Raw genomic sequence first — 24202 nt, 5'->3', positions numbered from 1 at the left:
AAATGTGTCATTCCCGTGCTTGACACGGGAATCTAGACAAGACTGTGATTTCTAGATATTCGGGTCAAGCCCGAATATGACAATTTATTAAAGATTGACAATAATGAATTGATAAATAATAATAGAATAAGAGGTATTTTTGAACGAATATACAATAGTAGTTCCAGACAACGACGTGCTTTCCTGCCTTTGTGGAACTAATGACAAAAATTTACAGCTCATAGAAGAACATCTGGGAGTGCCCGTCTTTACAAAGGGCAATGAACTTTCTGTAGAAAACGCCGCTCCCGAAATCTGCCAGAAATTTCAGTTCATAGTAGACCGCATTGTAGATGAGGTTCAGTCTGGCGGTAAAAACAGTGACGATATAATCCTTACAGTTCTTAATACTAAACGTAAAATAAATGCAGAAGAAATGGTAATTATGGTTCCAGGCGCGGTTCGTCGTGTATATCCGCGTACCCAGGGCCAGGCAGAATATGTAAATCTTCTGCAAAGCCGTGATATGGTATTCTGTACAGGTTCTGCAGGAAGCGGAAAAACCTATCTCGCTGTGGCAGAGGCTCTTCGTCTTATACTGGCCCATAAGAAATCAAAATTAATCATAACCAGGCCTGTAGTTGAAGCAGGTGAGAGCCTTGGCTTTTTGCCCGGAGACCTGGAAGATAAAATCGACCCTTATCTTCGTCCTCTCCGTGATGCAATGGAAACAATACTTCCACCAGAAAGCGTAAAAAGACTTTTTGAAGCTGGTATTGTAGAGGTGGCACCCCTTGCTTACATGAGAGGACGCACCCTCAATAATGCAGTTGTAATTCTCGACGAAGCTCAGAATACGACCTGCGCCCAGATGAAAATGTTCCTTACCCGTATGGGCGAAAATACAAAGGTATTTGTTACCGGGGACCCAAGCCAGATAGACCTTCCAAAAAAGGTTGAATCCGGCCTTATGCATTCAATAAGAATATTAAGCAAAATTGAAGATATAGGTTTTATGGAGCTTACGGCAGATGATGTTGTAAGAAATCCATTGGTAAAAATGATAGTAAAGGCATACGAAAATGAAAATGAATAATACCGAAAAAGAAAATGAAAAGCCTGGTGCAGTAAGCCAGATAATGAAAGGCACGGGAGAGTATATAAGAAAGAACTATCCCTTTCTTATTCTTTTCCTGGCAGGCCTTCTTGCAGTTTCTGCCCTGAACTTTCTGAAAATTTCTACAGCGCAGACCATTGCAAATTTCTCTCTTGAAGATTTTGAAATAGGTCAGATTGCAGACCGTACAATTCTTGCAGACAGAAGCCTGTCTCCGGATAATTTAGATCCCGTATCTGTAACCAAGGGTGAAAAAATCATTAAAAAAGGTTTTCCCATTACAGAAGAAGGCTACGCAAAACTTAAGAAAATGTCCGCATCTCCGCTTTATATAGACTACCGCGCTTTTGCAAACAGCGAGCTTTATCTGCTGCTGCTTTCTATAATGTGGTATCTCTTATTTACCTTTATATCAGTTAACAGAAAGCTTTTATTTAAAGAACCTCTTCTTCAGGTAATCTTCTTTCTGGCAGTTTTTGCGGTAACGGCTTTCTGTGGTAAGCTGCCAATTTTCTCAAGTCCCTACAGCATCTGCATTGCAATTCCATCAGCTTTATTCATAATGATTGTTACGATTCTTTATGGAAATCTTTCGGCTCTTTTGCTTTCGATTGTAATGAGCATTGGAGTTCTCTGTGCAACAAACTGGCAGATTCCAACCTTCCTTCTGACACTTGCTTCATCTCTTACTTCTGCAGCAATTGTCCGCAAAATTGAACGCCGTCTGGACCTGGTTTTTGCAGGTCTTATGATTGCGGTTTTCAATATTGTTTATGTTTTACTTTTTTCTGTAATTTTCAATGAAACTTTTGATGAACTTCCAAAGCTGATGATTGGTCTTGCAATCAACGGCTTCCTTTCGGGAATCCTTACACTTGGCTTCCTTACTCCACTTGAAATAATTCTTAATACAGCTTCTGTTTTCCGCCTTATGGATTTGAGTGACGCAAATACTCCAATCTTCAAGCAGATGCAGATTCAGTCTAACGGAACCTATAATCACTCTATGATGGTTGCCCAGCTTGCAGAATCTGCCTGCCGGGAAATCGGTGCAAATGCTCTGCTTGCCCGTGTAGGTGCTTACTATCATGATATTGGTAAAATGGATCAGAGCGAATACTTTGTAGAAAATCAGGTAAACGGTATGGAAAACAAACATAACGACCTGAACCCGACACTCTCTGCATCTGTTATTAAAAGCCATGTACGTAAGGGAGTTGAAAAGGCAAGACAGATCCATCTTCCACAGGCAGTAATTGATATTATCTCTGAACACCACGGAAACAGTATAATCACTTATTTCTATAACAGTGCAAAGGAAAAAGATCCTTCTTTGGATGAGGATGACTTCCGTTACCCTGGCATTCCACCGACAACAAAAGAATCTGCAGTTGTAATGCTGGCAGATACTGTTGAGGCTGCCTGCCATACTCTGGAAAATCCAACTTCACCACGTCTGGATAAGTTCATTACAATTCTCATTAATCAGAAGGTAGAGGCAAAGCAGCTTGATAACTGTGACCTTACCTTCCGCGATATTTCGAAAATCAAAGCGGCCTTTGTAAACCTTCTTACTGGTTACTATCATAACCGCATTAAGTATCAGAATCAGCAGGATCCGGATCAGGCACCTGCAAAAGCAGAAGAAGGTGCAAGCCCTGCAGAAGCAGTAAAACCTGCCGCTCCTTCTAAGCCGGCCGCAGCTGCAAAGCCTGCAGCTACTGCAAAAACAACAGCTGCAAAAAATACAACAGCCAAGCCTGCTCCGAAAAAGGAAAAGAAATGAATCGAGTATATGTAGCAATGCAGGAGGGTGTAAATGAACCCGACTGGTTTGAAAATGTAGAGCCATTTGTTAAAAAAGCCCTTGCCGAGCTGAAGTTCGATGGTCAGGAAATTTCCATGCTTTTGTGTAACGACACATACATGCAGGAGCTCAATAAAACCTACCGCAACATAGACAGCACTACAGATGTTCTTTCTTTTGAGAACGATGAAGAATATGAAGACGAAGAGGGCAAGTGGAAATGCGTAGGTGATATAGTAATCAGCCTTGATACTTTGCCGGTAAATGCCGATTATTTTGAAGAGAGCCGCAACGATGAGCTTAAGCGTCTCATAGTACACGGCCTTTTACACCTGAACGGAATGGATCACGGCGAGGAGCATATTGAAAAAGGCACTGCTCCGGTTTGCGAAATGCTTGTGCTTCAGGAAAATGTTTTAGAAAAATTAAAGGATGAAAAAATAATAAAATGAGTTTTTTTAAGAAAAAGAAAAAAAATACTGCAGCTGAAGAGGCAGAACAGATTCAGCAGGAAATTTTAAACGAAGAAAAAAAAGACATGATTCAGGGTGTTGAGGATTTGTCTAAAACTTCTGTAAAGGAAGTAATGATTCCCCGAATCGACGTAGATTTTATTTCCAGCGATACACCTCAGGATGAGCTTTTTACAAAAATAGTTGCCAGCGGACATTCCCGCTTTCCGCTTTATACAGATTCGATTGATAATGTAATTGGCGTGCTTTATGTAAAAGATATTATCAAATGTCTTGCCGAAAAAAAAGAAATCAATCTTACCCAAATTGCCCGCAAGGCTTACTTTGTTCCTGAAAGCAAACGCATAGACTCCCTGTTGCGAGAATTCCGCCGCCATCACCTGCATATTGCAATTGCAATTGATGAGTACGGTGGAGTTTCTGGAATCGTCACAATGGAAGATATTATCGAAGAGATTGTAGGCGATATTCAGGATGAGTTTGATAAGGAGCAGGAAGATATTCTCAAGGTAAGCGATAATATCTGGCTTTGCGATGCCCGTGTAGACCTTGATGATTTGAATGAAAGCCTTGAAGCCCAGTTCCCTAACGAAGATTTTGATTCTCTGGGCGGTTTTGTATTTGATTTGTTCGGTAAGGTTCCTGTAAAATATGAAAAGGTGAGCTGGAATGATTACGATTTTATTGTACAGGATATGGAAGGCCACCGAATCAATATGGTAAAAATTATTAAAAATATAAACGACGGTAAGGATGATGAGTAAAAAACTAAGCAGGTTTGTAGTTACACTGATTTTTGCAGCGGCTTTAAGCGGACTTTCTCCTCTTTTTGCAGCTGATTCAAAAAATATCCTCAAGCTTTATAATGAGGCGGTTGAACTTCAAAATGAAGAAAACTGGTATACTGCTTCCCAGTATTTTATTGAGGTAGTTAATTCAAATCCTGCTTTCAGTGATGCCTGGTTTCGTCTGGCAGACTGTTCCTACCATCTTGGTGAATTTGATCTTGCCTTTCAGTATCTTGAAAGTGCAGAAAAATACGAAAACAATAAATCTGAAATAAAAAATCTTAAGGGAATGATTTTGCTGGCCCTTGGCCGTACAGAAGAAGCCCGTCAGATTTTTAACGAAGTTCTTAAAAAATATCCTAATGATATAGATGCTCATTTCGGACTTGCAGAAATTGAACTTTACGACGGAAAATTTTCCGGAGCAGAAAATCAGTATGCAGAAGCTTTAAAACGACAGAATACAAACAGAAAGGCCCTTCTTTCTCTCGCCCTTGTTTGTGCAGAAACAAAACGCTATGCTCAGTCAGAAAAATATCTGCGTCAGGCAATGCAGTTTTATTCCGGTGAACCTGAAGTTCATTACCTTGCGGCAATCATTTATACAATGAAGGGTGATTATAAGAATGCAGAAAAGCATGCCAGAATTGCAGTTGAGATTCGCGGCGGCTATGAGCAGGCTTATGAACTCCTGGCCCAGATTGTTTATCTGCAGCATCGTTACAGCGAGGTTATTGACCTCTGCGATTTTATTATCAAACGAAACAGAAATGCATCTGCAGCCTGGTATTTAAAAGGTACAGCTCAGGCAAAACTCAGCAATATTGATGAAGCAGTTGCAACCTGGAATGCAGGTCTTTCAGTAAATCCTCAGGACGAGCTTATGAGAATGATGCTGGAACTGGTTGCAAAAAATGAACTTGATTTTGATGATAAACGCCGGGCTGAATGGGCTTCTTATCACCTGAATGTTGCCCGTCAGTATGACAGCCGTTACGACAAGGCAGGCTCTACTTATGAATATCAGAGAGCCCTTATGCTGGACCCTTCAAATGCTGCTGCACGACTTGCTTATGCAGATATACTCGAGCTTAACGGAATGCATGAACTTTATCTGGATCAGTTGAAATTTGTAAAAGATAATTCAGAAAATAAACTTCCACAGAGTCTTAATGATACAATCGAAGCTTATGATTCGCTTTTAAATAATACTCTTGCAAAAAGATGGAAGGTAGACGCTTTCTATCTGGATAAAATCCGCTGGAATATTGCAGTATTCTACACTGAAAATACATCTACCTTTAACCATGCAGATTCTGACAGACTTACTGCTCTGGCCTGCGGTGACGTTTTTTCGGGCATTGCAATTACTTCTGTAAAAACACAGGTAACTCCTGTATCGGGCTACGGAGAGGCATTTAAAAATGCCCGTGCAAATGATTTTGATTATTTTATTATGGTTTCTTTGAGTGAAGGTCAGGATGATGTAAGCCTGAGCGCAACAATGTATTCAGGAAGAACCGGAACAGAAACCTTCAGTGAAAAGTATTACGCAACCGGAAACAATCGTTTTTCTACCGTGCTCCGCCGTTTCCGTAATTCGGTTCTGGAAAAACTTACTGTACGCGGAAAAATATTGCAGCGTAATGGAAAGACAGTTTTAATTGACTTAGGTCGTTCTGAAAATATTGTAAAGGATGCTGAGTTTAAGATTATCCGCAAGGGCTGTGTAAAAACTGCAGACAGCGGTGCAGGACTTTTCTTCAGGGATGATGATGTCGTAGGCATGCTTGTTGTAACAGAGGCCGGCGAAGAGGTGTCTGAGGCTTCAATTACCAGCCATGGTTTTTATGACAGAATCAATGAAGGCGATGAGCTTGTGCTTGTAAGTATGCCGGCCCAGAATACAGAAGCCGGAATGGATACAGTTCCAAATGCTGATGAAGAAGGAAATCCAGTGGTAAACAATGAAGTTCGTGGTGATGAACTTGTGGCAGAGATTAAAAAGGCGGTTGAACGTCCTGCAATAATTGATTTACTGAGAAAGATAAGATAGGTGGTTTCGATACACGCACTTCGTGCGCACTCAACCACCGGTGATTTCTAACGGTGATTGAGTAGGCGAAGCCGTATCGAAATCACATGCATCTATATTCTGTCTAACGAAACCTCTAACCACTTCTGCGACAGTGTCGGGTAGATTCCCTGAACCTTAACAAAACTTCTTACAGCCTCTTCGTAATTCTTATTAAAATACTGAGCCTGGCCAAGATAAAAGTAAGCACGATTACGGGTGCTTTCGCTGATATTTGTTCCAATCAGCTGATTCAGTTTGTCTATTGATTCCTTGTATTTTTTTGTAACAAAAGAAATTTTTAAGATTTCAAAGAGCAGGTAGGCATCACCGCCATCCGGAGAAACAAGGTCTTCTTCAAAAATATAAGGCTGCAGAGCCGAACCCTTGCCTGCTTTTTTGTTACCTCCGGTAAGGGTAGAGACTTTAGAGGCAGTAGAATCAGAAACAAGAGGTTCTGCACCAACACCTTCGATTATATCAAGATAAGGTAAAGGAGTTTTTCTTAAAGTTCCTTCAGGATATATTGTTTCATAATCAGTTTTAGCCGCAGGTTCATCAACTTTCTTTTTAGCATTCAGATGAACACCGGTTACAGTAGAGTTAAAAGAAAGCAGAACCAGGTCATAAGGACCGGTTGAAGTTTCTGAAATCACTGTATAAAAATAATCGCGGAGATCTTCAAGAGTATCTGTGTAAGAACTGCGGTCCGGAGAAAGCTGGGCAAGGGGAGTCAGGTCTTTTAACTGTTTGAATGAAGTAATCTGCTCGGTGGTTCTGTACAGGAGAAGATTGTATAAAGCTGGATCTGCTTCTGAAGGCAGAGTCCAGGTAATACGGACTTTTTTATTGCTGCCGGCCCGGGCCTGAATATCACGAACCAAAGGACGTTCTGCAAATAATAGAACTGCTGTTGCAATCAAAAAAAGTGAGCAAATAATTTTCTTCATATTTATAATAATAACATGAAAGAATTGCTTCGTCCACTTCGTCATGCTGACTCTGAAACAAGTTCGGGATGACACGGCAATGACAAGTTTTGAAATTCGTGCTATTCTAGGGGTATGTTAGAAGAAATAAAATTACCAATAGAACAGTTGAGAGAAGAAATTATGAACGTTTGGGGGCGTCTTTGACTCTGCCGCAATTGAAAAGGCGATAGCAGAAAAAGAAAAGCTTACCGAAGCCCCTGGTTTCTGGGATGACCACGAAGCCGCAGAAAAGGTAATGAGCCAGATAAGAAAGCTCAAAAACCGTATAGAACCCTGGAAAAAAATCATAGCAGATATGGATGACCTCGAAGCAATGTACGAGCTTGCTGCAGAATCGGGCGAGCAGAGCGACGAGGATGAAGTGCGCTCAATGTATGATGCTGCAAAGGCACAGTTTGACAAGCTGAATATCTTAAATCTCCTTTCTGGAGAAGTAGACCAGAACGATGCCTTCCTTACCGTACATGCGGGAGCCGGTGGAACAGAAGCCTGCGACTGGGCCTTTATGCTCAGCCGAATGTATTTAAGATGGGCCGAACGTCACGGCTACAAAACAGAAGTTGTAGACCAGCTGGAAGCAGAAGGCGGAATCAAATCCATCACAATTCAGATTTCCGGAGACTTTGTTTACGGATATCTCAAAGGCGAGGGTGGAATTCACCGTCTGGTTCGAATCAGTCCTTTTGATGCAAATGCCCGACGACATACAAGTTTTGCTTCTGTTTATGTTTATCCTGTTCTGGATGACACAATTGAAGTTGACATAAAACCGGAAGACCTGCGCGTAGATACTTACCGAGCCGGAGGTAAGGGTGGACAGCACGTAAACAAGACAGACTCTGCCGTACGCTTTACCCATATTCCAACAGGTATTGTTGTTGCCTGCCAGACAGAGCGCAGCCAGCTTATGAACCGTCAGACCTGTATGAACATGCTTAAGGCCCGCCTTTACGAATACTACCGCGAGCAGAAGGAAAAAGAAAATTCAAAGTTCATGGCAGAAAAGAAAGATATTTCTTTCGGAAGCCAGATCCGCTCTTATGTTTTCTGTCCATATACAATGGTAAAAGATCACCGTACCCGCTATTCAGTTGGAAACATCCAGGCAGTTATGGACGGCGATCTTGATGACTTTATGAATGCATATCTTGTAGCAAAATGGAAGGGCCTTCCAATGGACGGCACTGGAGATGATGAAGACGACGTATAAGACTCTGCAGCGAACTCTTTTGCTAATGATAATTATTCTCTGCACTTTTGCTTTTCCGCTTTCCGGTGAGAACAGCAGATGGATTATTGCGGCACAGAAATTTGTCCCTGACTCTTCTGTGCCAGCAGATGCAGTTAATGATAAAACCGCCGAGCTTATACCATCAGATATCCTTGAAAAAATCGGTTATTCCGCAATCAGAAATGTTTATCCTGATGAACGCTTTGAAAGAACAAAATATAAATTGAGGGCAGAAAGACAGTCTCTGTTTTTACAGTTATCTGCTGAGTATAAAAAAAGAGACGCTCTTGTTCTAAGTAACTATTCTGATTTTAAATTAAAAAACGCCATTCACGACTCAGAGAAAAAAATAAAAGATATTCAGAAAAAAATAGATAACAATCTTGAAGAATTAAAAAAAGCCGTTGAAGAAAATGAAAAGCAGATGGCTCAGGTTGATGAAGCCCTTAAAAATATGGATGAAGAAGATTCTGAATTTCAGCGTCTTAAAAACTTATTCAGAAATATTTTTAATCGTGATGAAAGTATAATTCAAAAAGAAGATATTGCATTTTATCGCGACGACTATACAAGTCTCTTTTCTCTGCCGGATTCTATGAAAGAATTAAGCATTACCGATCCGGCTTGTGAAAAGACAATCGTTTCTGTGGGTATAAACACTCTGCTGACCGGACATTTTTCTAAGTATGGAGATTATATTTCTGTATATGTAGATTTGTATGCTTTTCCGGGTGCAAAAAAAATCGGTTCAGTAGCAGAAGTTGGTTCAGTCAATGATCTTGAAATGATTAATACAAATATCGTTATGCAGATAATTCCAATTCTTGCTAATTCTTTTCCTGTAGAACTTGAGATTGTAATTGAACCGGAAGAAGCAGCTGCAAAGGCAATGGTTTATATTGATAATGTTCTGCAGCATATTGAAAACGGAAAACTGATTGTAGACTCAGGTGTTAATGCAATGCAATTTGTTTCTGAAGGATATAAAAACGCAGGAACAAGCTATAACTTTGAAGGTAATAAAAAATATAAAATAGAAGTTCATTTTGAAAAGCCAAAATCAGGTTTTATTCAGATAGGCCTCAGAAAACCAATTGAAGGAAGTATGCTGGTTAATGGTGAAAGAGCCCTGGATATAGACGGAAAAAAATCTCAAATTGCAATAAACGGAAAAGCAATTCTTGGTGAGTTTATTACCGAGAATGGAGATACCGCCTTTTTCTATATTCCGGAAAAAAAGGTTTATGATGGAAATTATCTTACTATTAAACCTAAGCCAATGGACAGAATGTCTTATATAGATAAACGACGAAAAATAATGTATGGAACTTATAGTATTTTTATCATGTCACTTATTCCAACCTTCTATACATACGGTAATTATCAGAATTACGTAAACCTGTATAAGAATTATCAGACAGATCTGGAAACAGCCAGAGCCTGGCAGACGGCAACAAACGTTACACGTTTTATTTCAATAGGCTGCGGAATTTTATGGGGCTATGAACTTGTCCGTTATCTTATTGCAGCAAATTCTGTATTGCCTCAGAATGCCCGTGATGGTGATAAACTTTTATTTGAGTATGTAGATCCGGAAAGTTTGAAAGAAACTGCAGAAGCAGAAACGGCTTCTGAAAATGAAGACGGCAGCCAGAATATTCAGGAAGAAAAAGATGGAGATATAAAAAAATGAAACAGTCATTCGGTGAAAAATTAAAAGCTCTCTTTTCAAAGGGAAACTCAATAAACGAAGATTTTTTTGAAGAACTTACAGATATGCTCGTTGAAGGAGATATCGGTGCAAAGACAGCCTTTGAAATAGTTGATCAGCTTGAGTCAATTTGTAATAAAGAAAAAATCCGTGACCAGGAAGGAATTATTGCAAAACTTAAAGAACTGCTTCTGGCAGATGTAAAGCCTCTTTCATTAGAGCCGGAAAAGGGCAGACAGAATGTATGGATGATGCTTGGAGTAAACGGAGTTGGAAAAACTACAAGTGCTGCAAAACTTGCAAAATATTTTAAAGGCAGGGGAGTTGAAAATATTGTTCTTGCCAGTGCAGATACCTTCCGTGCAGCGGCAATAGAACAGCTTGCTTTGCATGGTGAAAGACTTGGCGTTCGTGTAGTTAGTCATCAGCACGGTTCAGATCCTTCTGCAGTTGTTTTTGATGCAGCAGATGCTTTGCGTGCGGCAGGTCCTGGCCTTGTAATTGCAGATACAGCCGGTCGACTTCACAATAAAGAAAACCTTGTACGCGAACTCCAGAAAATAGACCGCACCTGCAGTCTCAAAGCAGACGAAGGCTGCTATAAAAAGATTCTCGTAATTGATGCAACAACAGGTCAGAATGCCCTGCGCCAGGCAGAGGTTTTTAACGAAGCAGTAAAAATTGATGCAATCATCATGACGAAATATGATTCCACAGCAAAGGGCGGTGTAGCCGTTTCAATCGGACGCGAACTTGGACTTCCGGTTGCCTTTGTTTGTACAGGCGAAGGTTATGATAATATTCAGACTTTTGATGCACAGTCATACATAAACGATTTTCTTTCAATGTAGGTTTTAAGCAGAAAAATGGCAGGAAGAATAAACATAAAAAAATCAGCTTTTCTCATTATCTTTGCTTCTGCATTTCTTTCGCTATGTTTTATATCCTGCAAAAAAAATGAAAAGCTTTCTGATGTACAGGAAGAAGCTGAAAAGAGCCAGAAAGAAAAGAAAGATTCTGATAATTCATTTTATAATCCTTATGATGATGATGCTTCCTGGGTAGAGCCTCTTCTTGCCCGTCTAGAGGAAGAAAGAATTGCAGAAGAGCTAGCCCGCATGGAAGAGTCTTATTCTGAATATGAACTTGAAAATCCGGAAGTTCCTGAAGAAGAAAAAAGTGACCTTACTGCTGAAGAAGAGCAGCCGGAAGAATTAAATCCTGTTGAAAAGTTTTTTGAGGAAGCTGGAGAAGGACGCCTTTATAACGGAAAAAATAATCAGCTGCAGTTCTATGAGTTCCAGAATGAAATTCTTTCTCCTCAGACCAGATCAGACGGTTATGTAATCATTCATTCTTCAGATCAGAATGTTTTAAGATACTTTTATGATTTTAATTATCATCTGTTAAAAAAAGAGGACTGGAAAATCCGCTCAGCACAAGATTCAAAAATTGAGAGAACGGAAGAATTTGTTTATGATGAGGAAACAAATAAAGTTATCCAGAAAGATATTACAACTGATACTGCTTTTGAAAGTGTCACTTATAACGAAAACTCATCTCCTGTTTTATCAAAAAAATATAATATAAAAGATGAAAAGAAAAATTTAATTCAGGAAAGAAAGTGGACTTATAACGAGAATAATAAAGTGATTGAAGACCTTCAGAAGGAATATCATTATAAAAATGATGATTATTCAAAAAGTCCGGAACTTTTTACAAAACGCTATGAATATAAATATTATGAAATAGAAGAGAATAAAGAACTGAAGTCATCTGCCGCTAAGGAAGGTGAAGAAGGTTCTGAAAATCTGGAAGAAGAAAATAATGAAAAAGATGACATTCCTCCGGATTTAAAATATTATGAAAATGACCTCTTAAAAATGCAGTATAATTACACAGATGTAAAAGGAACTTATTATACCTGGATTTATTTTGATGAGTCACTTTCTGTAAAAACAAATTATGAAAATGATGTAAAAGTTAGCGAAGAATTCTATAGCGGCAGAAGACTTATGAGGAAAAAAGTTTATGATAAGGTGGATTAGTACAGTTTCCCGCCGCTTTGCCCGCGTAGACAGAAAGGGGCGGTCTGCGGTTACTTCAAGACTTGCAACTCTCGGCATCTGCTTTGGCGTTATGACCCTCACTGTTGTTATGAGTGTAATGAACGGCTTTCAGATGAGCTTTATCGATGCAATTCTTGAAGTATCTTCTTACCATTTGAGGGCCGTAGATGTGCCGGCTTCTCAAGAGTCAGCTCTTCTGGCAGCATGTGAAGAAGATAAGCATGTGCGTGCCTGTCTGCCTTTTTATGAGGCTCAGGCTTTAATGACCGGAGAAAAGGGCGGGGCTCTTGCTGTAAATATCCGTGCCGCCAGTGAAGATATTTATTATAAGGATGAAGGCTTTCAGAATCAGCTTAGAATGCTTTCTGGCCATTTTGATTTTTCTGAACCTGATACAATAATTCTTGGTTCTACTCTCGCAAGAAATCTTGGTGTAAGAGTTGGCAGTCAGGTAAATCTCATGGTTATGAGCGGCGGCTCTGATGTAGAGCTTTTTTCTTCTGACAGAATCTTTACTGTTGCGGGGATTTTTACTTCCGGCTATGGAGAAATAAATTCGTCCTACGCCTTTACCGGTCTTGAAGCGGCAGAAAAATATTTTGGTGCTTCGGCTAAAAAAATCTGGGGAATCAAGCTAAATAAATATGATGATGATTTAAAGGCAATTAATTCCCTGTCAAAATCCCTCCGGTGGTTGAGTAGCCCGGAGGGCGTATCGAAACCACAACTCCTTTCCTGGCGCAGCTTTAACCGAACCTTCTTTGGTGCACTTAGAATCGAAAAAAATATGCTGCTGCTTTTGGTAGCTTTGATTTTTGTGGTAGTTGCAATTAACATCTACAACGGAATGCGGCGTCTTGTCTTTGAGCGACGTACAGAAATTGCGGTGCTTTCGGCACTTGGGGCGCGTGAACGGGGAATAAAGGCAATCTTTATTACGCGTGGTTTAATTATGGGAACCCTTGGAGCTCTGGCCGGCGTAATTCTTGGTATCATAATCAGCTTGAATACAGATGTAGTATTTAATCTGGCGGCTAAGTTTATGTACGCAATTCAGTATATTGCAACTGCACTTACAGACAGAGCAAACCTTCAGTACGTACAGGTTAACTCCTCTTATAATCTTTATGCTTCAATTCCGGCCCGGGTCTTCCCTGGCGAAGTTATTGCAATTTCTTTGTTCGGAGTTTTTTCTCCTTTAATTGCATCCTGGGCAGCAAGCAGAAATGTTTTAAAAATGACAGTTTCGGAGGTACTTCATAATGAGTAAAGCAGATATCCTTACCATAAAAAATCTGGAAAAGATTTACGAAACAGACAGTGAAAAACTTACAGTCCTTAAGGGGCTCAACCTGTCTGTAGAAGAAGGCTCAAAAATTGCCATAGTAGGTGAGAGTGGAAGCGGTAAAAGTACCCTGCTTAATATAATTGCAGGAATCGACTCTGTAACAAGCGGAAGTGTCCTTGCCGGAACAAAGCAGACCGGACAATGGGAAGTTACAAATCTTAGCGAAGCAAAAATGGCTGAATACCGTTCACACTTTATTGGCCTGATTTTTCAGTTTCACTATCTGCTTAAAGATTTTACTGCTCTCGAAAATGTTTATATGCCGGCTCTTATTGCAGGAATGTCAAAAAAAGAAGCAGCTGAAAGAGCAGAAGCCCTGCTTGCAGATGTAGGAGTTGCAGACAGAAAAGACCATCTGCCTTCTCAGCTGTCCGGTGGTGAGCGCCAGAGAGTTGCCGCCGCTCGTGCCCTCATAAACGACCCGACCCTTATTCTTGCAGATGAGCCTACCGGAAACCTGGATCCGGCCAATGCTTCGAAAATTGGTGACCTGCTTTTTTCTATGGCAGACAAATATAAAAAGACCCTGATCCTTGTAACCCACGATATGGGGCTTGCGGCCAAGGGCGACAGGCAGCTGCGCATAGTAGAGGGAAAGCTTAAATGAAAAAGAAGATTGCTTCCTTCGGCTGGTCACTAAAATTTGCAGGCAGTCTCATATTCCCAAAGGCCGAAAAAAAATCAATTGCCCGTAAAAGCCTTTTTGGCGCCGTCCTCTGCATAGGTCTTAGCCTTGTGCCGCTTGTTGTAGTTACTTCAATTACAAACGGAATGATTGATGGAATGACCGAAAGAATTGTCGGCCTTTCTTCGTCTCACATTCAGGCTTACGTAGCGGCAAACATAAGCAAAGTGCAGTCTGCTGAGGCATTTAAAAACTATGCAGAACAAACCTGTAGTGTACGCGGTGTTACCGGAGTCTATCCGGAAGTTGAAATCTCGGCCCTTGCAGCAGGAAAAAATGGCCGAAGCGGAATAGAAGTCCGCGCTCTTGAAAATGACATTTTTGTAAGAAACAAGTCCTTTGCAAAGCTCTTTGAAGTTTGCCAGGGTGACCTTTCTGCTTTTGTAAATCCGGACCAGAATGAAAAACGACCGCCTGTTGTAATAGGTAAAAAAATGGCAGAAGACCTGGAGCTTTCTGCCGGCGATACCTTAAGAATTATAACCACAAGAACAACCGGTAATAAAATTACTCCAAAGCTTTCTTCCTTCCGCATTGTTGCAGTTGTATCTTCCGGTTATCAGGAACTGGACCAGTTCTGGGTATTCATTCCCCTTGAGGCCGCTTATTCTACACTTTCTATGGAAAGTGCAACTTATAATGTAATGATTGAAACTGCAGATGCATTTTCTCCAGATCTGGTTGCAATTCAAAAACGCCTTTCAGACAGTTTTGGCCGCTACGCCAACGTTTACCGCTGGGACCAGATTCACACTGCAGAGTTTGAAAACTTTTCATCAACCAAGGTAATGCTTGTATTTGTTATGATGCTGATTGTTCTGGTTGCAACCGTAAATATTTCTTCTGCAATTGTAATGCTTGTTATGGAGCGTCAGAAGGAAATTGCAATTTTAAAAAGCCTTGGTGCAAGCCCTCGCGGAATTACTTCTGCCTTTCTGCTGGCAGCCTTGTCCTGCGGGGCGGGCGGGCTTATAACTGGCCTTCCGGTTGGAATCATCCTTACAATTTTTTCAAATCAGATAGTTCATGGTCTTGAGCGTCTGGTAAACTGGATCAGCCTGCTTGGTGGCGGAAAGGGCCAGCTTCACCTTATGGATCCGGCCTATTATTTAAGCGAAATTCCAGTTGAAATTCCTGTAAATCAGATTATTCTTATTATAGTGGCAGTTTTGCTGCTTTCGGTACTGGTTTCCTATCTGCCTTCACGCAAGGCCGGCCGCGAAAAACCTCTTGATATTCTAAGGAAAAACTAAGATAATCTGTAAACTCTATGAAGTGTTGTTCAGTGTGCGGAAGCACCTTTGATCAGATTGTAAAGTCTCAGAAAATAGGTTGCGCAGAGTGTTATTATACCTTTGCAGATGAGTTCCGTATAACTCTGGAAAGTTACGGAATTCAGGGCGAATACAAGGGCTCTCTGCCAAAGCGCCTCAAAGGCTACCGTTCACTGCTCGTAGACCGCATGACCATGCAGATTAAGCTGGAAGAAGCGGTTGCAGCCGAAGATTACGAAAAGGCAGCACTTTACAGAGATTATCTTAAGGTTTTGAATCATGGCACGGAAATCAAAGACGGACAGCAGTAAAGACAAGGCAGCAGGCTCGGGCAAATCGGCAGGCACAGCCTCTTCCAGCGCCTGGTTCGCCGAGCCTGGAAAAAATGACGATGTAATCATTTCTACACGAGCCCGCCTGGTACGTAATCTTGCAGATTTTCCTTTTCCCGCAAAAATGAGCGCAGACGATAAAGAACGCGTTCAGGCCCTGGCTTATGATGCTTTTAGCGGAGCAGAGAACTGGCATTTTATTGATATGAGCCAGATTTCTGCCCCCGGCCGTCAGATTTTAAGCGACAAAAACATCATAAAAGACGATTGTTCTGCCGTAGTAATCAATTATGGAGATGAAAGTACTTCCTGCCTTGTAAATGAGAGCAATCATATAAAGATTTCGGCCTTTGTTTCGGGCCTTGACTGCGAAAAAGCCATGGAAAAGGTCTATAAGGTAGATGAATTTCTGCAGAATAAGCTTCAGTTTGCGGCAAATATTGATTTTGGCTATCTTACTTCTTATATAAAGGACTGCGGAACTGGTCTTAAGTTCACTGTAAGGCTTTTTATTCCTTCTATTGTACTTTCGGGACAGTTTGAAGCGGTAGTTTCCATGATTCACGAAAAAAAACTTTCTATAAGGCCTGTTTTTAAGAGTGAACAGATAGCTGATTTTTCCAATTGTCTTTTTGACATCACTACAACAAGCTCTGCAGAAGGCACAGAATTGGACCAGATGGCAGTAATTCAGTCAATTGCAAGTGTAATTTTAAAAACAGAACGCAAGATTCGGTCAGATTTTGCCGATAATAATCCTACAGTAGTCTTGAATTTTTTTAAGCAGAGCTACGCAAGGGCAATGTATTCGCTGCTTCTTTCTTATGAGGAGGCTGTGAGTATCATTTCTGCAGTTAAGTGGGGACTGCAGCTTAAGCTCGTAAAGGGTATTTCTGAAAATGAACTGAACGGACTTTACTATCGGGTAAAAGACGGTCATCTCAAATACCTCTGCGACAATTTTGCCTTTACCTTTGAGGATGATATAAAATCAAGCGAAGGGCTGCAGATAAAAAGACTCAGGACAATTGTAATTCAGCAGGCCTTTGAGGATATTGTTAATGAAAAACCTGTCTCCTAGAGCAAAAAAAATCTTGATGGTTCTGGCCCAGGATGAAGCCAGAAAAATCGGAAGCAATCAGCTTTTACCAGAGCATGTGCTTCTTGCAATTTTAAAATCAAAGGAAGGATTAGGATATTCAGCTATAGCGGAGCTTGGCCTTGATGCAGACAAATTGCAGCAGGCTGTGGAAACTTATTTCCGCGATGACATAAGCTCACCGACTCTCGACTCAATTCCAAAGAGCCGCCGCTATCAGTTTATGATTGATATTGCCGACATTGAATCTGCGGCCCTTCATAATAATTATATTGGAACAGAACATCTTCTTTTAGCGGCCGTTCGCGATGAAGGCTCTGTCGCTGCAAAGTTCTTTACAGATGAAGGCTACACAATTATGGACCTTCGCTTTACAGTAATGGAGCTGCAGGCAGACGGTGGTTCTTCAATCCGTCAGCAGAATGCAGAAAGCCTGGTTGATTCGGTTTTCCGTTCACTTTTGAATGATGATGCAGGCGGCGGACTTTTCGGAGTCTTTGAAGAAAAAAAATCTGTAAAAAAACAGCCTGCAGATAAGTCGAACAGCGGTCAGAAGCAGTCTTTCCTTGCAGAATACAGCCGCGACCTTACAAAGCTGGCCCGCGAAAACAAAGACGATCCTGTTGTAGGCCGCGACAAAGAAATTCACCGAGTAATTCAGATTCTTTCCCGCCGTACAAAAAACAATCCTGTTCTTACTGGAGAACCGGGCGTTGGAAAGACAGCCATTGTAGAAGGCCTTGCCCAGCATATTGCGGCCGGTAAGGTTCCTGAAGGACTTTTGAACAAGCGCATTTTGTCTTTGGATTTGGCCGCAATTGTTGCAGGTACTAAGTACCGCGGTGAGTTCGAAGAGCGCATGAAAAAGATGATGAAGGAGCTGCAGGAAAATAAAGACATCATTCTCTTTATTGATGAGCTTCATACAATCATTGGTGCCGGTGGTCCGGAAGGAACAATGGACGCTTCTAACATCATGAAGCCGGCTCTTTCCCGAGGAGAAATCCAGATAATCGGTGCAACAACTACAAAGGAATATACCCGCCACATAGAAAAAGATCTGGCCCTTGAACGCCGCTTCCAGGTTGTTAAGGTTGAAGAGCCTGGCGACGAAGAAACAGAAGAGATTCTCAATGGAATCAAAACTAAATACGAAAACTATCACAGAGTAATATATGATGATGCAGTAATTCCTGCCATTGTAAAACTCAGCCGCCGTTATATTCCGGAAAAGGTTTTGCCGGATAAGGCAATTGATATTCTTGACGAAGCAGGAGCTGCAAAAAAGATTCAGGAAGAAGCCCGTCCAACTGAGCTTGCAGAGCTTGAGCAGAACATCAGCCAGCTGATAGAAGAAAAACAGGCTCTTGTAAAAAATCAGGACTATGAAAGTGCGGCTCTGGTTCGCGACAAGGTAATAGACCTCAAGCGCCGCCTTAATGTTTACAGCGACCTGTGGAAGAAAAACGGAAGCAGCGGAACAAAGCGTGTTTCAGTTTCCGACGTAGAACGCATTATCAGTGAGATGACGGGAGTTCCTGTTGAGCGCCTTTCTTCTTCGGAAGCAGAACGAATTGTTCATATGGAAGATGAACTGCACAATACAGTAATCGGCCAGAATGCAGCAGTCAGTGTGATTTCCGGCGCAATCCGCCGGGCCCGCGCAGGCATTTCTTCTCCAAAACATCCGGTCGGTTCTTTCATATTCCTCGGCCCTACAGGTGTTGGAAAAACTCAGCTCGCCAAGGCACTTGCAAAATATCTTTTCGGCAGCGAAGATTCTTTGATTCGAATTGATATGTCGGACTATATGGAAAAGCATACTGCCAGCCGTTTAGTCGGAGCGCCTCCGGGATACGTCGGTTACGAAGAGGGCGGTGTGCTTACAGAAAAGGTTCGCCGCCATCCATACTCGGTTGTTCTGCTGGACGAAATTGAAAAGGCTCATCCTGATATTTTCAACCTGCTTTTGCAGCTGCTGGAAGAAGGTGAGCTTTCAGATAATCTTGGCCACACAGTAAACTTCCGCAACACTGTCATCATCATGACAAGTAATGCCGGTGCCCGCCAGATTACAAACGAAGGTCGCGTTGGTTTTGGAACTATTGCAAATGCAGACGGCGTTATGCCTTACGAAGAAATCAAGGCCGGTGCTATGAATGAGCTTAAAAAACTTCTCAGCCCTGAGCTTATAAACCGCATTGACGATGTAATCGTATTCGATGCCCTTTCTAAAAAAGAGGTAGCAAAGATTCTGGACATTCAGCTTGCAGAGCTCGAAGAGCGTCTTAAGGAAAAAGGCCTTACAATCAGCCTTAAGCCAAAGGCAAAGGAATACCTTATTGAAAACGGATATAACCCTGCAATGGGAGCCCGCCCTATGAAGCGCCTCCTTCGCAAGGAAATTGAAGATCCTCTTTCTATGGAGCTTCTTTCAAATGCCGGAAAAGATTTCAACACAGTTGCAATTGAGTGTAACAGTGGTAAAATAAAAGTGAAACTGGAGAAAGTAGAAGTTAAAGAAAGTGTGGTTTCGATACGCCCTTTGGGCTACTCAACCACCAGACATCATGAATAAAAATACACACGGTGGTTGGAGTAGTACGGTGCTGATGCACCTACCGTATCGAAACCACCTTATGGAGAGATATCTTGAAACGATTTTCAATTTTTCTTATCACATTTTTAATATCGACATCTGTATTTGCCCAAACCACCCAGGTTCGCATCGGTCTTCTCAACGGACCAACCTGCGTGCCTGCCGCATATCTGATGGAAAATAAAAAAACTCTTTCCACAGATGCAGCCGAAGCAGAACTTACTTATGAAAAGTTTGCAGACCCGCAGGCCCTGCTCCCTAAAATGATTAAAAAAGAAATCGACCTTGGCTTTATGCCTGCCAATGTAGCAGCTAAAGTTTACAATGCAGGCAATAAATCAATAATCTGCTGTGCAGTTGTTGGGCTAGGAAACCTCGCCCTCATAACTACAGACGAAAATATCCGCCGCTTTACAGACCTCAAGGGTAAAACTGTTAATGTAGCAGGCCAGGGAGCAACACCCGAATACATGTTCCGCTACCTGCTAAAAGAAAATAAAATGACCTGGTCTGGAGAAAAGGCAGATGTCACCATGGATTTCTCAATTCCAACAGCCCAGCTTGCAGCCCAGCTTATTTCCGGAAAGATTCAGTACGCAGTGGTGCCGGAGCCATTTGCTACAATTGCAAAAACTAAATCAGACAAGGTTATTACAGCCTTGGATTTTCAGAAGGAATATCTTGAACTCACCGGTGAAAAAGAAATTTATCCTCTTTCGGTAATGGTAGTCCGCGCTGACTTTGCAAAAGAAAATCAAGAGCTTATGAAAGCATTTCTTGCAGAATATGATGAAGCTGTAAACTGGACAATCAGTAACGCCGCCGCAGCCGGAAGCTTGTGCGAAAAACATCAGCTTGGTCTTGCAGCCCCTGTTGTAACAAAAGCAATACCTCTTTCTAATTATACTTATGTGCCTGCAGACTCTGCTAAAAAATCAATTGAAAAGCTTTTAAAACTTTTCCTGGAAAGTGACAAAACTTCCATTGGCGGAAAACTGCCGGATAAGGGCTTTTATTATAAGAAGGATTAATAACTGATTAATGAAAAAAGAGAATCTTTGTAAAATCATTTCTCCTTTTTTTCTGATTCTGCTATGGTATGCGGTGGCAGCAATTATCGCCGCCCCGCTGATTCTTCCTTTTCCACATACAGTTTTATTAAGGCTGTTTACCCTTGCACAAAACTCCTTCTTCTGGAAAGCCTTTGCCTTTACCTTTTTGCGGGTAATCATTGCCTTCCTTTTATCATTCATCATTGGTTTTTTTTCAGGCCTGCTTTCTGCAGATTATCCCTGCTTTAAAGACTTTATAGCCTTTCCCCTGAATATAATCAGAGTTACGCCGATAATTGCCTTTATTCTTCTGGCTCTTTTCTGGTTTAAGTCTGGAATTGTTCCGGTTGTTACCGGTATATTGATGTCACTCCCGGTTATGATTTCAGCAGCAGAAAAAGGCTTTACTAAAAATCGGGAAAACCAGGAGAAACTGTTTAAGGCCAGCTGCTATGGCTTTACAGGTTTTAAAGCCTTTAGATATATCCGCCTGCCAGCAGCCCTGCCGTCTCTTATGGCAGGTGCAGAATCTGTGTTTGGACTCTGCTGGAAGGTTGTAGCGGCTGGAGAAGTTTTAAGTATTCCCCGTTATGGAGCAGGCAGCTTAATGCAGTATTCTCAGCTTCATCTGGAAACTGCAGATACTCTTGCTTATACGCTTGCAATTATAATTTTTAGTTATATTGGTGGAAAAATAATTCACAAAATGATACATTTTGAGCCATAATAAAAAAAATATTTATAAATGGTTTAAAAATGTTAGTTAAAAAAATAAGAATTATTTCTCTCTTTCTTATATTCTTTTCGCTTTTTATTTCCTGCGAAAATTCCATTCCATATGGTGAAGAAGAAAATCAAAGCAACTTTGAAGCCGAAGAAATAAAATCAGCAGAAACTGTATATTATGGAAATATACATGGCTCGTATCAAAATTACGGAGGAGCCCTTCCTGCGGGCATTCAAAAATCAATTGCAAAAGCTGATGGTGATAAACTTAATTCTCAAAACCGTTCAGCAATACCAGCCTTAGGTTCGGAACTCAATCAGATAGAATATTACGTAATTGCAAGAGCAGAAGGCGAAGAACCTGTCTCAGGCAGTGTCTCCGAAGAAGATAAAACCTTTTCAATAAGCGGCTTGAAATTTGGAATAGACTGGGACATAGAAGTTGGAATTAATGTAAAACAGATAGACGAAAACGGAAATATAAGCTGGCTTCGCTGTTTTTACGATACAACAGAAAACGTAAAACTTTCCCAGACAGAACTTTCTATAACCAGAAATCTTATCCTTAAACCGGATACCAGCGGTTATGGTTCTGTAGATCTTGACCTGACAGCTGATTCAAATATAACTGGCCTTGAAATAAAGCTTGATGATACTGAGCAAGATGCTAAGTGGCAGACAGCTCTTGCGGCAGACGAAGAAAAAGAAATATCGGCTTCAAAAATAAAACTTGCAAATCTGCCGTCTGGACAGTATGACCTTACTCTTTTATTTAAAAGAAGTGATGAAAGCTACCCATGTTATTCAACCACACAAACAATTAATGTCATAAACGGAATGACAACAGACACCTGGCAAAGCAATGGTACAAGCCTGATTTCGACCACTGGAGAGTTTAATCTTACTTCAACAATAATTTCTAATTATGTAGATTCCTGTATTTATGTTGGCCCTAATTCTGCATCTAGTTCAATTGGTGTTACTCCAGATAATTCAAATGAAGGCAGGGCTTATAGTCCTCTTGCCTCTGTGAACGAGGCAATAAAAAGAATTAGAAATGCAAATGTAAGCCGTAATTATAAAATATTTGTATCAGGAAGTATTTCTGAAAATATAAAAATTGGAGGAGAGGGAGCTGATGTCCTGCCGGGAACTGCTGCTGCTTCAATTACAATCCAGGGCTTGAATAATAATAATGCTAAAGATGTTTTAACGGCACCTTTATCAACAGCACCTTGCCTTTCTATACAAACAGACATACCTGTAATCTTCAAAAATATAAAAATTACAACATACAGCAATTCTTTTTTTGGAGAGTATAATACTTCTGCACAAGGTGGAGGGCTCTATATTAAGACAGGCACAGCTTCTCCTGGAGTAACTCTAGATGCCGGAGCCTTAATTGACAACTGTATAATATCGGGCACAGAGGCCAAAGGTGCCGGAATATATCTTGATAGCGGAAAGCTTACAATAAAAACCGGTGCAAAAATTTCCAATAACCACTTCCCGAACAGCAACGGATTAGGCGGTGGAATCTATATCAAGAGTGGAGCTGAGCTGATTTTAAGCGGAAGCTTTGACATACTTTATGGAGGTTCAGTAACTCAAAATGATATTTATGTAGAGGCTGCAGACAGCATAAAGATAAAAAATGCCATCAGCGGATCAATGGCTCCAATTACTCCTGCAGCAACTTTAGGAAGGAATGCCAGTATTGTTTCCCTTGCTTCTGGTTCAAGCCTTTCTTCTATTACTACTTATAAAGATTATTTTACCCTCACAAATGCGGTTAAGAATGACGGCTGGAGTTTTAAGCTTTCTTCGGATAATAAATCTCTTAAACTTGATGCTCCTTTTTATGTTGCGGGTGTTCAAGGTACACGGCAATTCTGTACCGCAGATGGTGCCGCAACTGGCAACGGAACAAAATCAGCTCCATTTGCAACAATTGAACAGGCTGTTAATGAAATTATAGGTTTGAATGCAGCTGAAGACTACACAATTTATGTAGATGGAGAAATAATAGGATTGCAGTCAATACCTTCCAGCCTTACAAGCTCCCATGCATCTGGCATTACCATTAAGGGCGCCAGCGGTAATACAAGCGATATTCTTAATGGTAACGGTGCTTCCGGTACTGTTCTGACAATCAGTGCTCCTGTTCCTGTGACAATAAAGGATTTAAAAATTACTGGAGCAAATAATAGCGGTTTTGGCGGCGGTATCAATATGATGAGCGGCTCTAATGTAACGCTTGAAAGCGGTGCTTTAATTGGTGGAACAAGTGGTTCTACTGCAGCAGATAAAAGTGCCTATTCAAACCGTGCAGATAGGGGCGCTGGTATTTATTCTGCAGGAAATCTTACACTTAAAAATGGTTCTTCTGTAACTTATAATTATGCAGATGGTTTGGGTGGTGGAATTTATTGTGATGGTGGTTCTCTGTCAATTAAAGATTGTGCAGTAATCAGTCTAAATGGTGCTGGTACAAGTGGTGGAGTTTACACAACAAACGATGTTACAATTAGCGGCCCGGTTATTATTGCAGGCAATGTAAATTATACCGGCAATCCTTCTAACCTTTATCTTGAAGGTCAAAAGAAAGTAATTCTTATGGGCTCTCTTACAAATGGAGAAGAGAATGCACAAATCGGAATATCAAAAAGTGCTCAACTGAACCCAGGAGACTATATAGTCTTTACTTCGAATTATGGAATATTCAATTCTAGTGACCCAGGCACTTACTTTACCGGCGACACGTATAACGTAACCATGATTGACGGCGAAGCAGCCCTTACTGGAAATGCTCCTTAAGATGCATGCTGAACTTGTTTCAGCATCTT

Annotated in this window: 19 protein-coding genes; 18 read left to right on the top strand and 1 reads right to left on the bottom strand. The window is 41.0% G+C overall.

Annotated elements, in window-relative coordinates; genetic code table 11:
• The first annotated feature begins 139 nt into the window (after positions 1-139).
• From G626_RS0100615 to G626_RS0100595, 5 genes are read left to right on the top strand one after another with little or no spacing between them, the layout of a single operon-like run.
• The gene (locus tag G626_RS0100615) at positions 140-1075 is read left to right on the top strand and encodes a PhoH family protein (protein WP_022930853.1); all 936 of its coding nucleotides are present in this window, start codon (positions 140-142) and stop codon (positions 1073-1075) included.
• On the top strand, positions 1068-2882 hold the full coding sequence (locus tag G626_RS14885; RefSeq protein ID WP_081647469.1) for an HD family phosphohydrolase: 1815 nt from the start codon (positions 1068-1070) through the stop codon (positions 2880-2882). The genes G626_RS0100615 and G626_RS14885 overlap by 8 nt, the downstream gene beginning before the upstream one ends.
• Positions 2879-3355: an rRNA maturation RNase YbeY gene (gene ybeY / locus G626_RS0100605; protein ID WP_022930851.1), complete on the top strand. Its 477-nt coding sequence runs from the start codon at positions 2879-2881 to the stop codon at positions 3353-3355. Before G626_RS14885 ends, ybeY begins: the two co-directional genes overlap by 4 nt.
• Positions 3352-4140 (top strand): hemolysin family protein, encoded by a 789-nt coding sequence (locus G626_RS0100600; protein WP_022930850.1) that lies wholly within the window; start codon positions 3352-3354, stop codon positions 4138-4140. Before ybeY ends, G626_RS0100600 begins: the two co-directional genes overlap by 4 nt.
• Positions 4133-6220 carry a tetratricopeptide repeat protein gene (locus G626_RS0100595; protein WP_196800447.1) on the top strand — a complete coding sequence of 696 codons (2088 nt, stop codon included), beginning with the start codon at positions 4133-4135 and terminating at the stop codon, positions 6218-6220. Before G626_RS0100600 ends, G626_RS0100595 begins: the two co-directional genes overlap by 8 nt.
• A gap of 92 nt (positions 6221-6312) precedes the next feature.
• On the opposite strand, the gene G626_RS0100590 is transcribed toward G626_RS0100595, so the two are convergent.
• Positions 6313-7188: a tetratricopeptide repeat protein gene (locus G626_RS0100590; RefSeq protein ID WP_022930848.1), complete on the bottom strand. Its 876-nt coding sequence runs from the start codon at positions 7186-7188 to the stop codon at positions 6313-6315.
• 114 nt (positions 7189-7302) lie between these two features.
• Between G626_RS0100590 and prfB the strand changes: the two genes are divergently transcribed.
• The 13 genes from prfB (at position 7303) to G626_RS0100525 (ending at position 24173) form a co-directional block, all read left to right on the top strand.
• Positions 7303-8440 (top strand): peptide chain release factor 2 gene (gene prfB, locus G626_RS0100585; RefSeq protein ID WP_156003119.1). Its coding sequence is split into 2 segments (ribosomal slippage): positions 7303-7371 and positions 7373-8440, totalling 1137 coding nucleotides; the frame shifts between segments, so codons are not numbered across the junction.
• Complete coding sequence (locus tag G626_RS0100580) at positions 8421-10154, top strand: hypothetical protein (protein WP_196800446.1); 1734 nt, start codon at positions 8421-8423, stop codon at positions 10152-10154. Before prfB ends, G626_RS0100580 begins: the two co-directional genes overlap by 20 nt.
• A complete protein-coding gene (gene ftsY / locus G626_RS0100575) occupies positions 10151-11023 on the top strand; it encodes a signal recognition particle-docking protein FtsY (RefSeq protein WP_022930845.1) in 873 nt (290 codons plus the stop codon). Before G626_RS0100580 ends, ftsY begins: the two co-directional genes overlap by 4 nt.
• Positions 11024-11038: 15 nt before the next feature.
• Positions 11039-12220, top strand: a complete 1182-nt coding sequence (locus G626_RS0100570; RefSeq protein ID WP_022930844.1) for a hypothetical protein — start codon at positions 11039-11041, stop codon at positions 12218-12220.
• Positions 12204-13511: an ABC transporter permease gene (locus G626_RS0100565; protein ID WP_022930843.1), complete on the top strand. Its 1308-nt coding sequence runs from the start codon at positions 12204-12206 to the stop codon at positions 13509-13511. The genes G626_RS0100570 and G626_RS0100565 overlap by 17 nt, the downstream gene beginning before the upstream one ends.
• Positions 13504-14196 carry an ABC transporter ATP-binding protein gene (locus G626_RS0100560; RefSeq protein WP_022930842.1) on the top strand — a complete coding sequence of 231 codons (693 nt, stop codon included), beginning with the start codon at positions 13504-13506 and terminating at the stop codon, positions 14194-14196. The genes G626_RS0100565 and G626_RS0100560 overlap by 8 nt, the downstream gene beginning before the upstream one ends.
• Positions 14193-15527 (top strand): ABC transporter permease, encoded by a 1335-nt coding sequence (locus tag G626_RS0100555; RefSeq protein ID WP_022930841.1) that lies wholly within the window; start codon positions 14193-14195, stop codon positions 15525-15527. Before G626_RS0100560 ends, G626_RS0100555 begins: the two co-directional genes overlap by 4 nt.
• Before the next feature lie 17 nt (positions 15528-15544).
• Positions 15545-15859 carry a UvrB/UvrC motif-containing protein gene (locus G626_RS14880; RefSeq protein WP_081647459.1) on the top strand — a complete coding sequence of 105 codons (315 nt, stop codon included), beginning with the start codon at positions 15545-15547 and terminating at the stop codon, positions 15857-15859.
• Positions 15828-16961, top strand: coding sequence for an ATP--guanido phosphotransferase (locus G626_RS0100545; RefSeq protein ID WP_022930839.1), 1134 nt, complete (start codon positions 15828-15830; stop codon positions 16959-16961). The genes G626_RS14880 and G626_RS0100545 overlap by 32 nt, the downstream gene beginning before the upstream one ends.
• Positions 16942-19557 carry an ATP-dependent Clp protease ATP-binding subunit gene (locus tag G626_RS14875; protein WP_022930838.1) on the top strand — a complete coding sequence of 872 codons (2616 nt, stop codon included), beginning with the start codon at positions 16942-16944 and terminating at the stop codon, positions 19555-19557. Before G626_RS0100545 ends, G626_RS14875 begins: the two co-directional genes overlap by 20 nt.
• A 74-nt stretch (positions 19558-19631) precedes the next feature.
• Positions 19632-20609, top strand: a complete 978-nt coding sequence (locus tag G626_RS0100535) for an ABC transporter substrate-binding protein (RefSeq protein WP_022930837.1) — start codon at positions 19632-19634, stop codon at positions 20607-20609.
• Between the two features lie 10 nt (positions 20610-20619).
• Complete coding sequence (locus G626_RS0100530; RefSeq protein WP_022930836.1) at positions 20620-21357, top strand: ABC transporter permease; 738 nt, start codon at positions 20620-20622, stop codon at positions 21355-21357.
• 29 nt (positions 21358-21386) lie between these two features.
• Positions 21387-24173 carry an autotransporter outer membrane beta-barrel domain-containing protein gene (locus G626_RS0100525; protein ID WP_022930835.1) on the top strand — a complete coding sequence of 929 codons (2787 nt, stop codon included), beginning with the start codon at positions 21387-21389 and terminating at the stop codon, positions 24171-24173.
• Positions 24174-24202 lie beyond the last annotated feature (29 nt).

This window comes from Treponema bryantii NK4A124, assembly GCF_000421345.1.
GTDB lineage: Bacteria > Spirochaetota > Spirochaetia > Treponematales > Treponemataceae > Treponema_D > Treponema_D bryantii_B.
The sequence above is the reverse complement of the archived record's forward strand: the minus strand, read 5'-3'. Positions and strand labels throughout refer to the sequence as shown.

Excerpts from the sequence above, each read along its gene's own strand:
- G626_RS14885 (WP_081647469.1), top strand. The coding sequence starts at position 1,068 with ATGAATAATACCGAAAAAGAAAATGAAAAGCCTGGTGCAGTAAGCCAG.
- ybeY (WP_022930851.1), top strand. The coding sequence starts at position 2,879 with ATGAATCGAGTATATGTAGCAATGCAGGAGGGTGTAAATGAACCCGAC.
- G626_RS0100600 (WP_022930850.1), top strand. The coding sequence starts at position 3,352 with ATGAGTTTTTTTAAGAAAAAGAAAAAAAATACTGCAGCTGAAGAGGCA.
- G626_RS0100595 (WP_196800447.1), top strand. The coding sequence starts at position 4,133 with ATGAGTAAAAAACTAAGCAGGTTTGTAGTTACACTGATTTTTGCAGCG.
- G626_RS0100590 (WP_022930848.1), bottom strand. The coding sequence starts at position 7,188 with ATGAAGAAAATTATTTGCTCACTTTTTTTGATTGCAACAGCAGTTCTA.
- G626_RS0100580 (WP_196800446.1), top strand. The coding sequence starts at position 8,421 with ATGATGAAGACGACGTATAAGACTCTGCAGCGAACTCTTTTGCTAATG.
- ftsY (WP_022930845.1), top strand. The coding sequence starts at position 10,151 with ATGAAACAGTCATTCGGTGAAAAATTAAAAGCTCTCTTTTCAAAGGGA.
- G626_RS0100570 (WP_022930844.1), top strand. The coding sequence starts at position 11,039 with ATGGCAGGAAGAATAAACATAAAAAAATCAGCTTTTCTCATTATCTTT.
- G626_RS0100565 (WP_022930843.1), top strand. The coding sequence starts at position 12,204 with ATGATAAGGTGGATTAGTACAGTTTCCCGCCGCTTTGCCCGCGTAGAC.
- G626_RS0100560 (WP_022930842.1), top strand. The coding sequence starts at position 13,504 with ATGAGTAAAGCAGATATCCTTACCATAAAAAATCTGGAAAAGATTTAC.
- G626_RS0100555 (WP_022930841.1), top strand. The coding sequence starts at position 14,193 with ATGAAAAAGAAGATTGCTTCCTTCGGCTGGTCACTAAAATTTGCAGGC.
- G626_RS14880 (WP_081647459.1), top strand. The coding sequence starts at position 15,545 with ATGAAGTGTTGTTCAGTGTGCGGAAGCACCTTTGATCAGATTGTAAAG.
- G626_RS0100545 (WP_022930839.1), top strand. The coding sequence starts at position 15,828 with ATGGCACGGAAATCAAAGACGGACAGCAGTAAAGACAAGGCAGCAGGC.
- G626_RS14875 (WP_022930838.1), top strand. The coding sequence starts at position 16,942 with ATGAAAAACCTGTCTCCTAGAGCAAAAAAAATCTTGATGGTTCTGGCC.
- G626_RS0100530 (WP_022930836.1), top strand. The coding sequence starts at position 20,620 with ATGAAAAAAGAGAATCTTTGTAAAATCATTTCTCCTTTTTTTCTGATT.
- G626_RS0100525 (WP_022930835.1), top strand. The coding sequence starts at position 21,387 with ATGTTAGTTAAAAAAATAAGAATTATTTCTCTCTTTCTTATATTCTTT.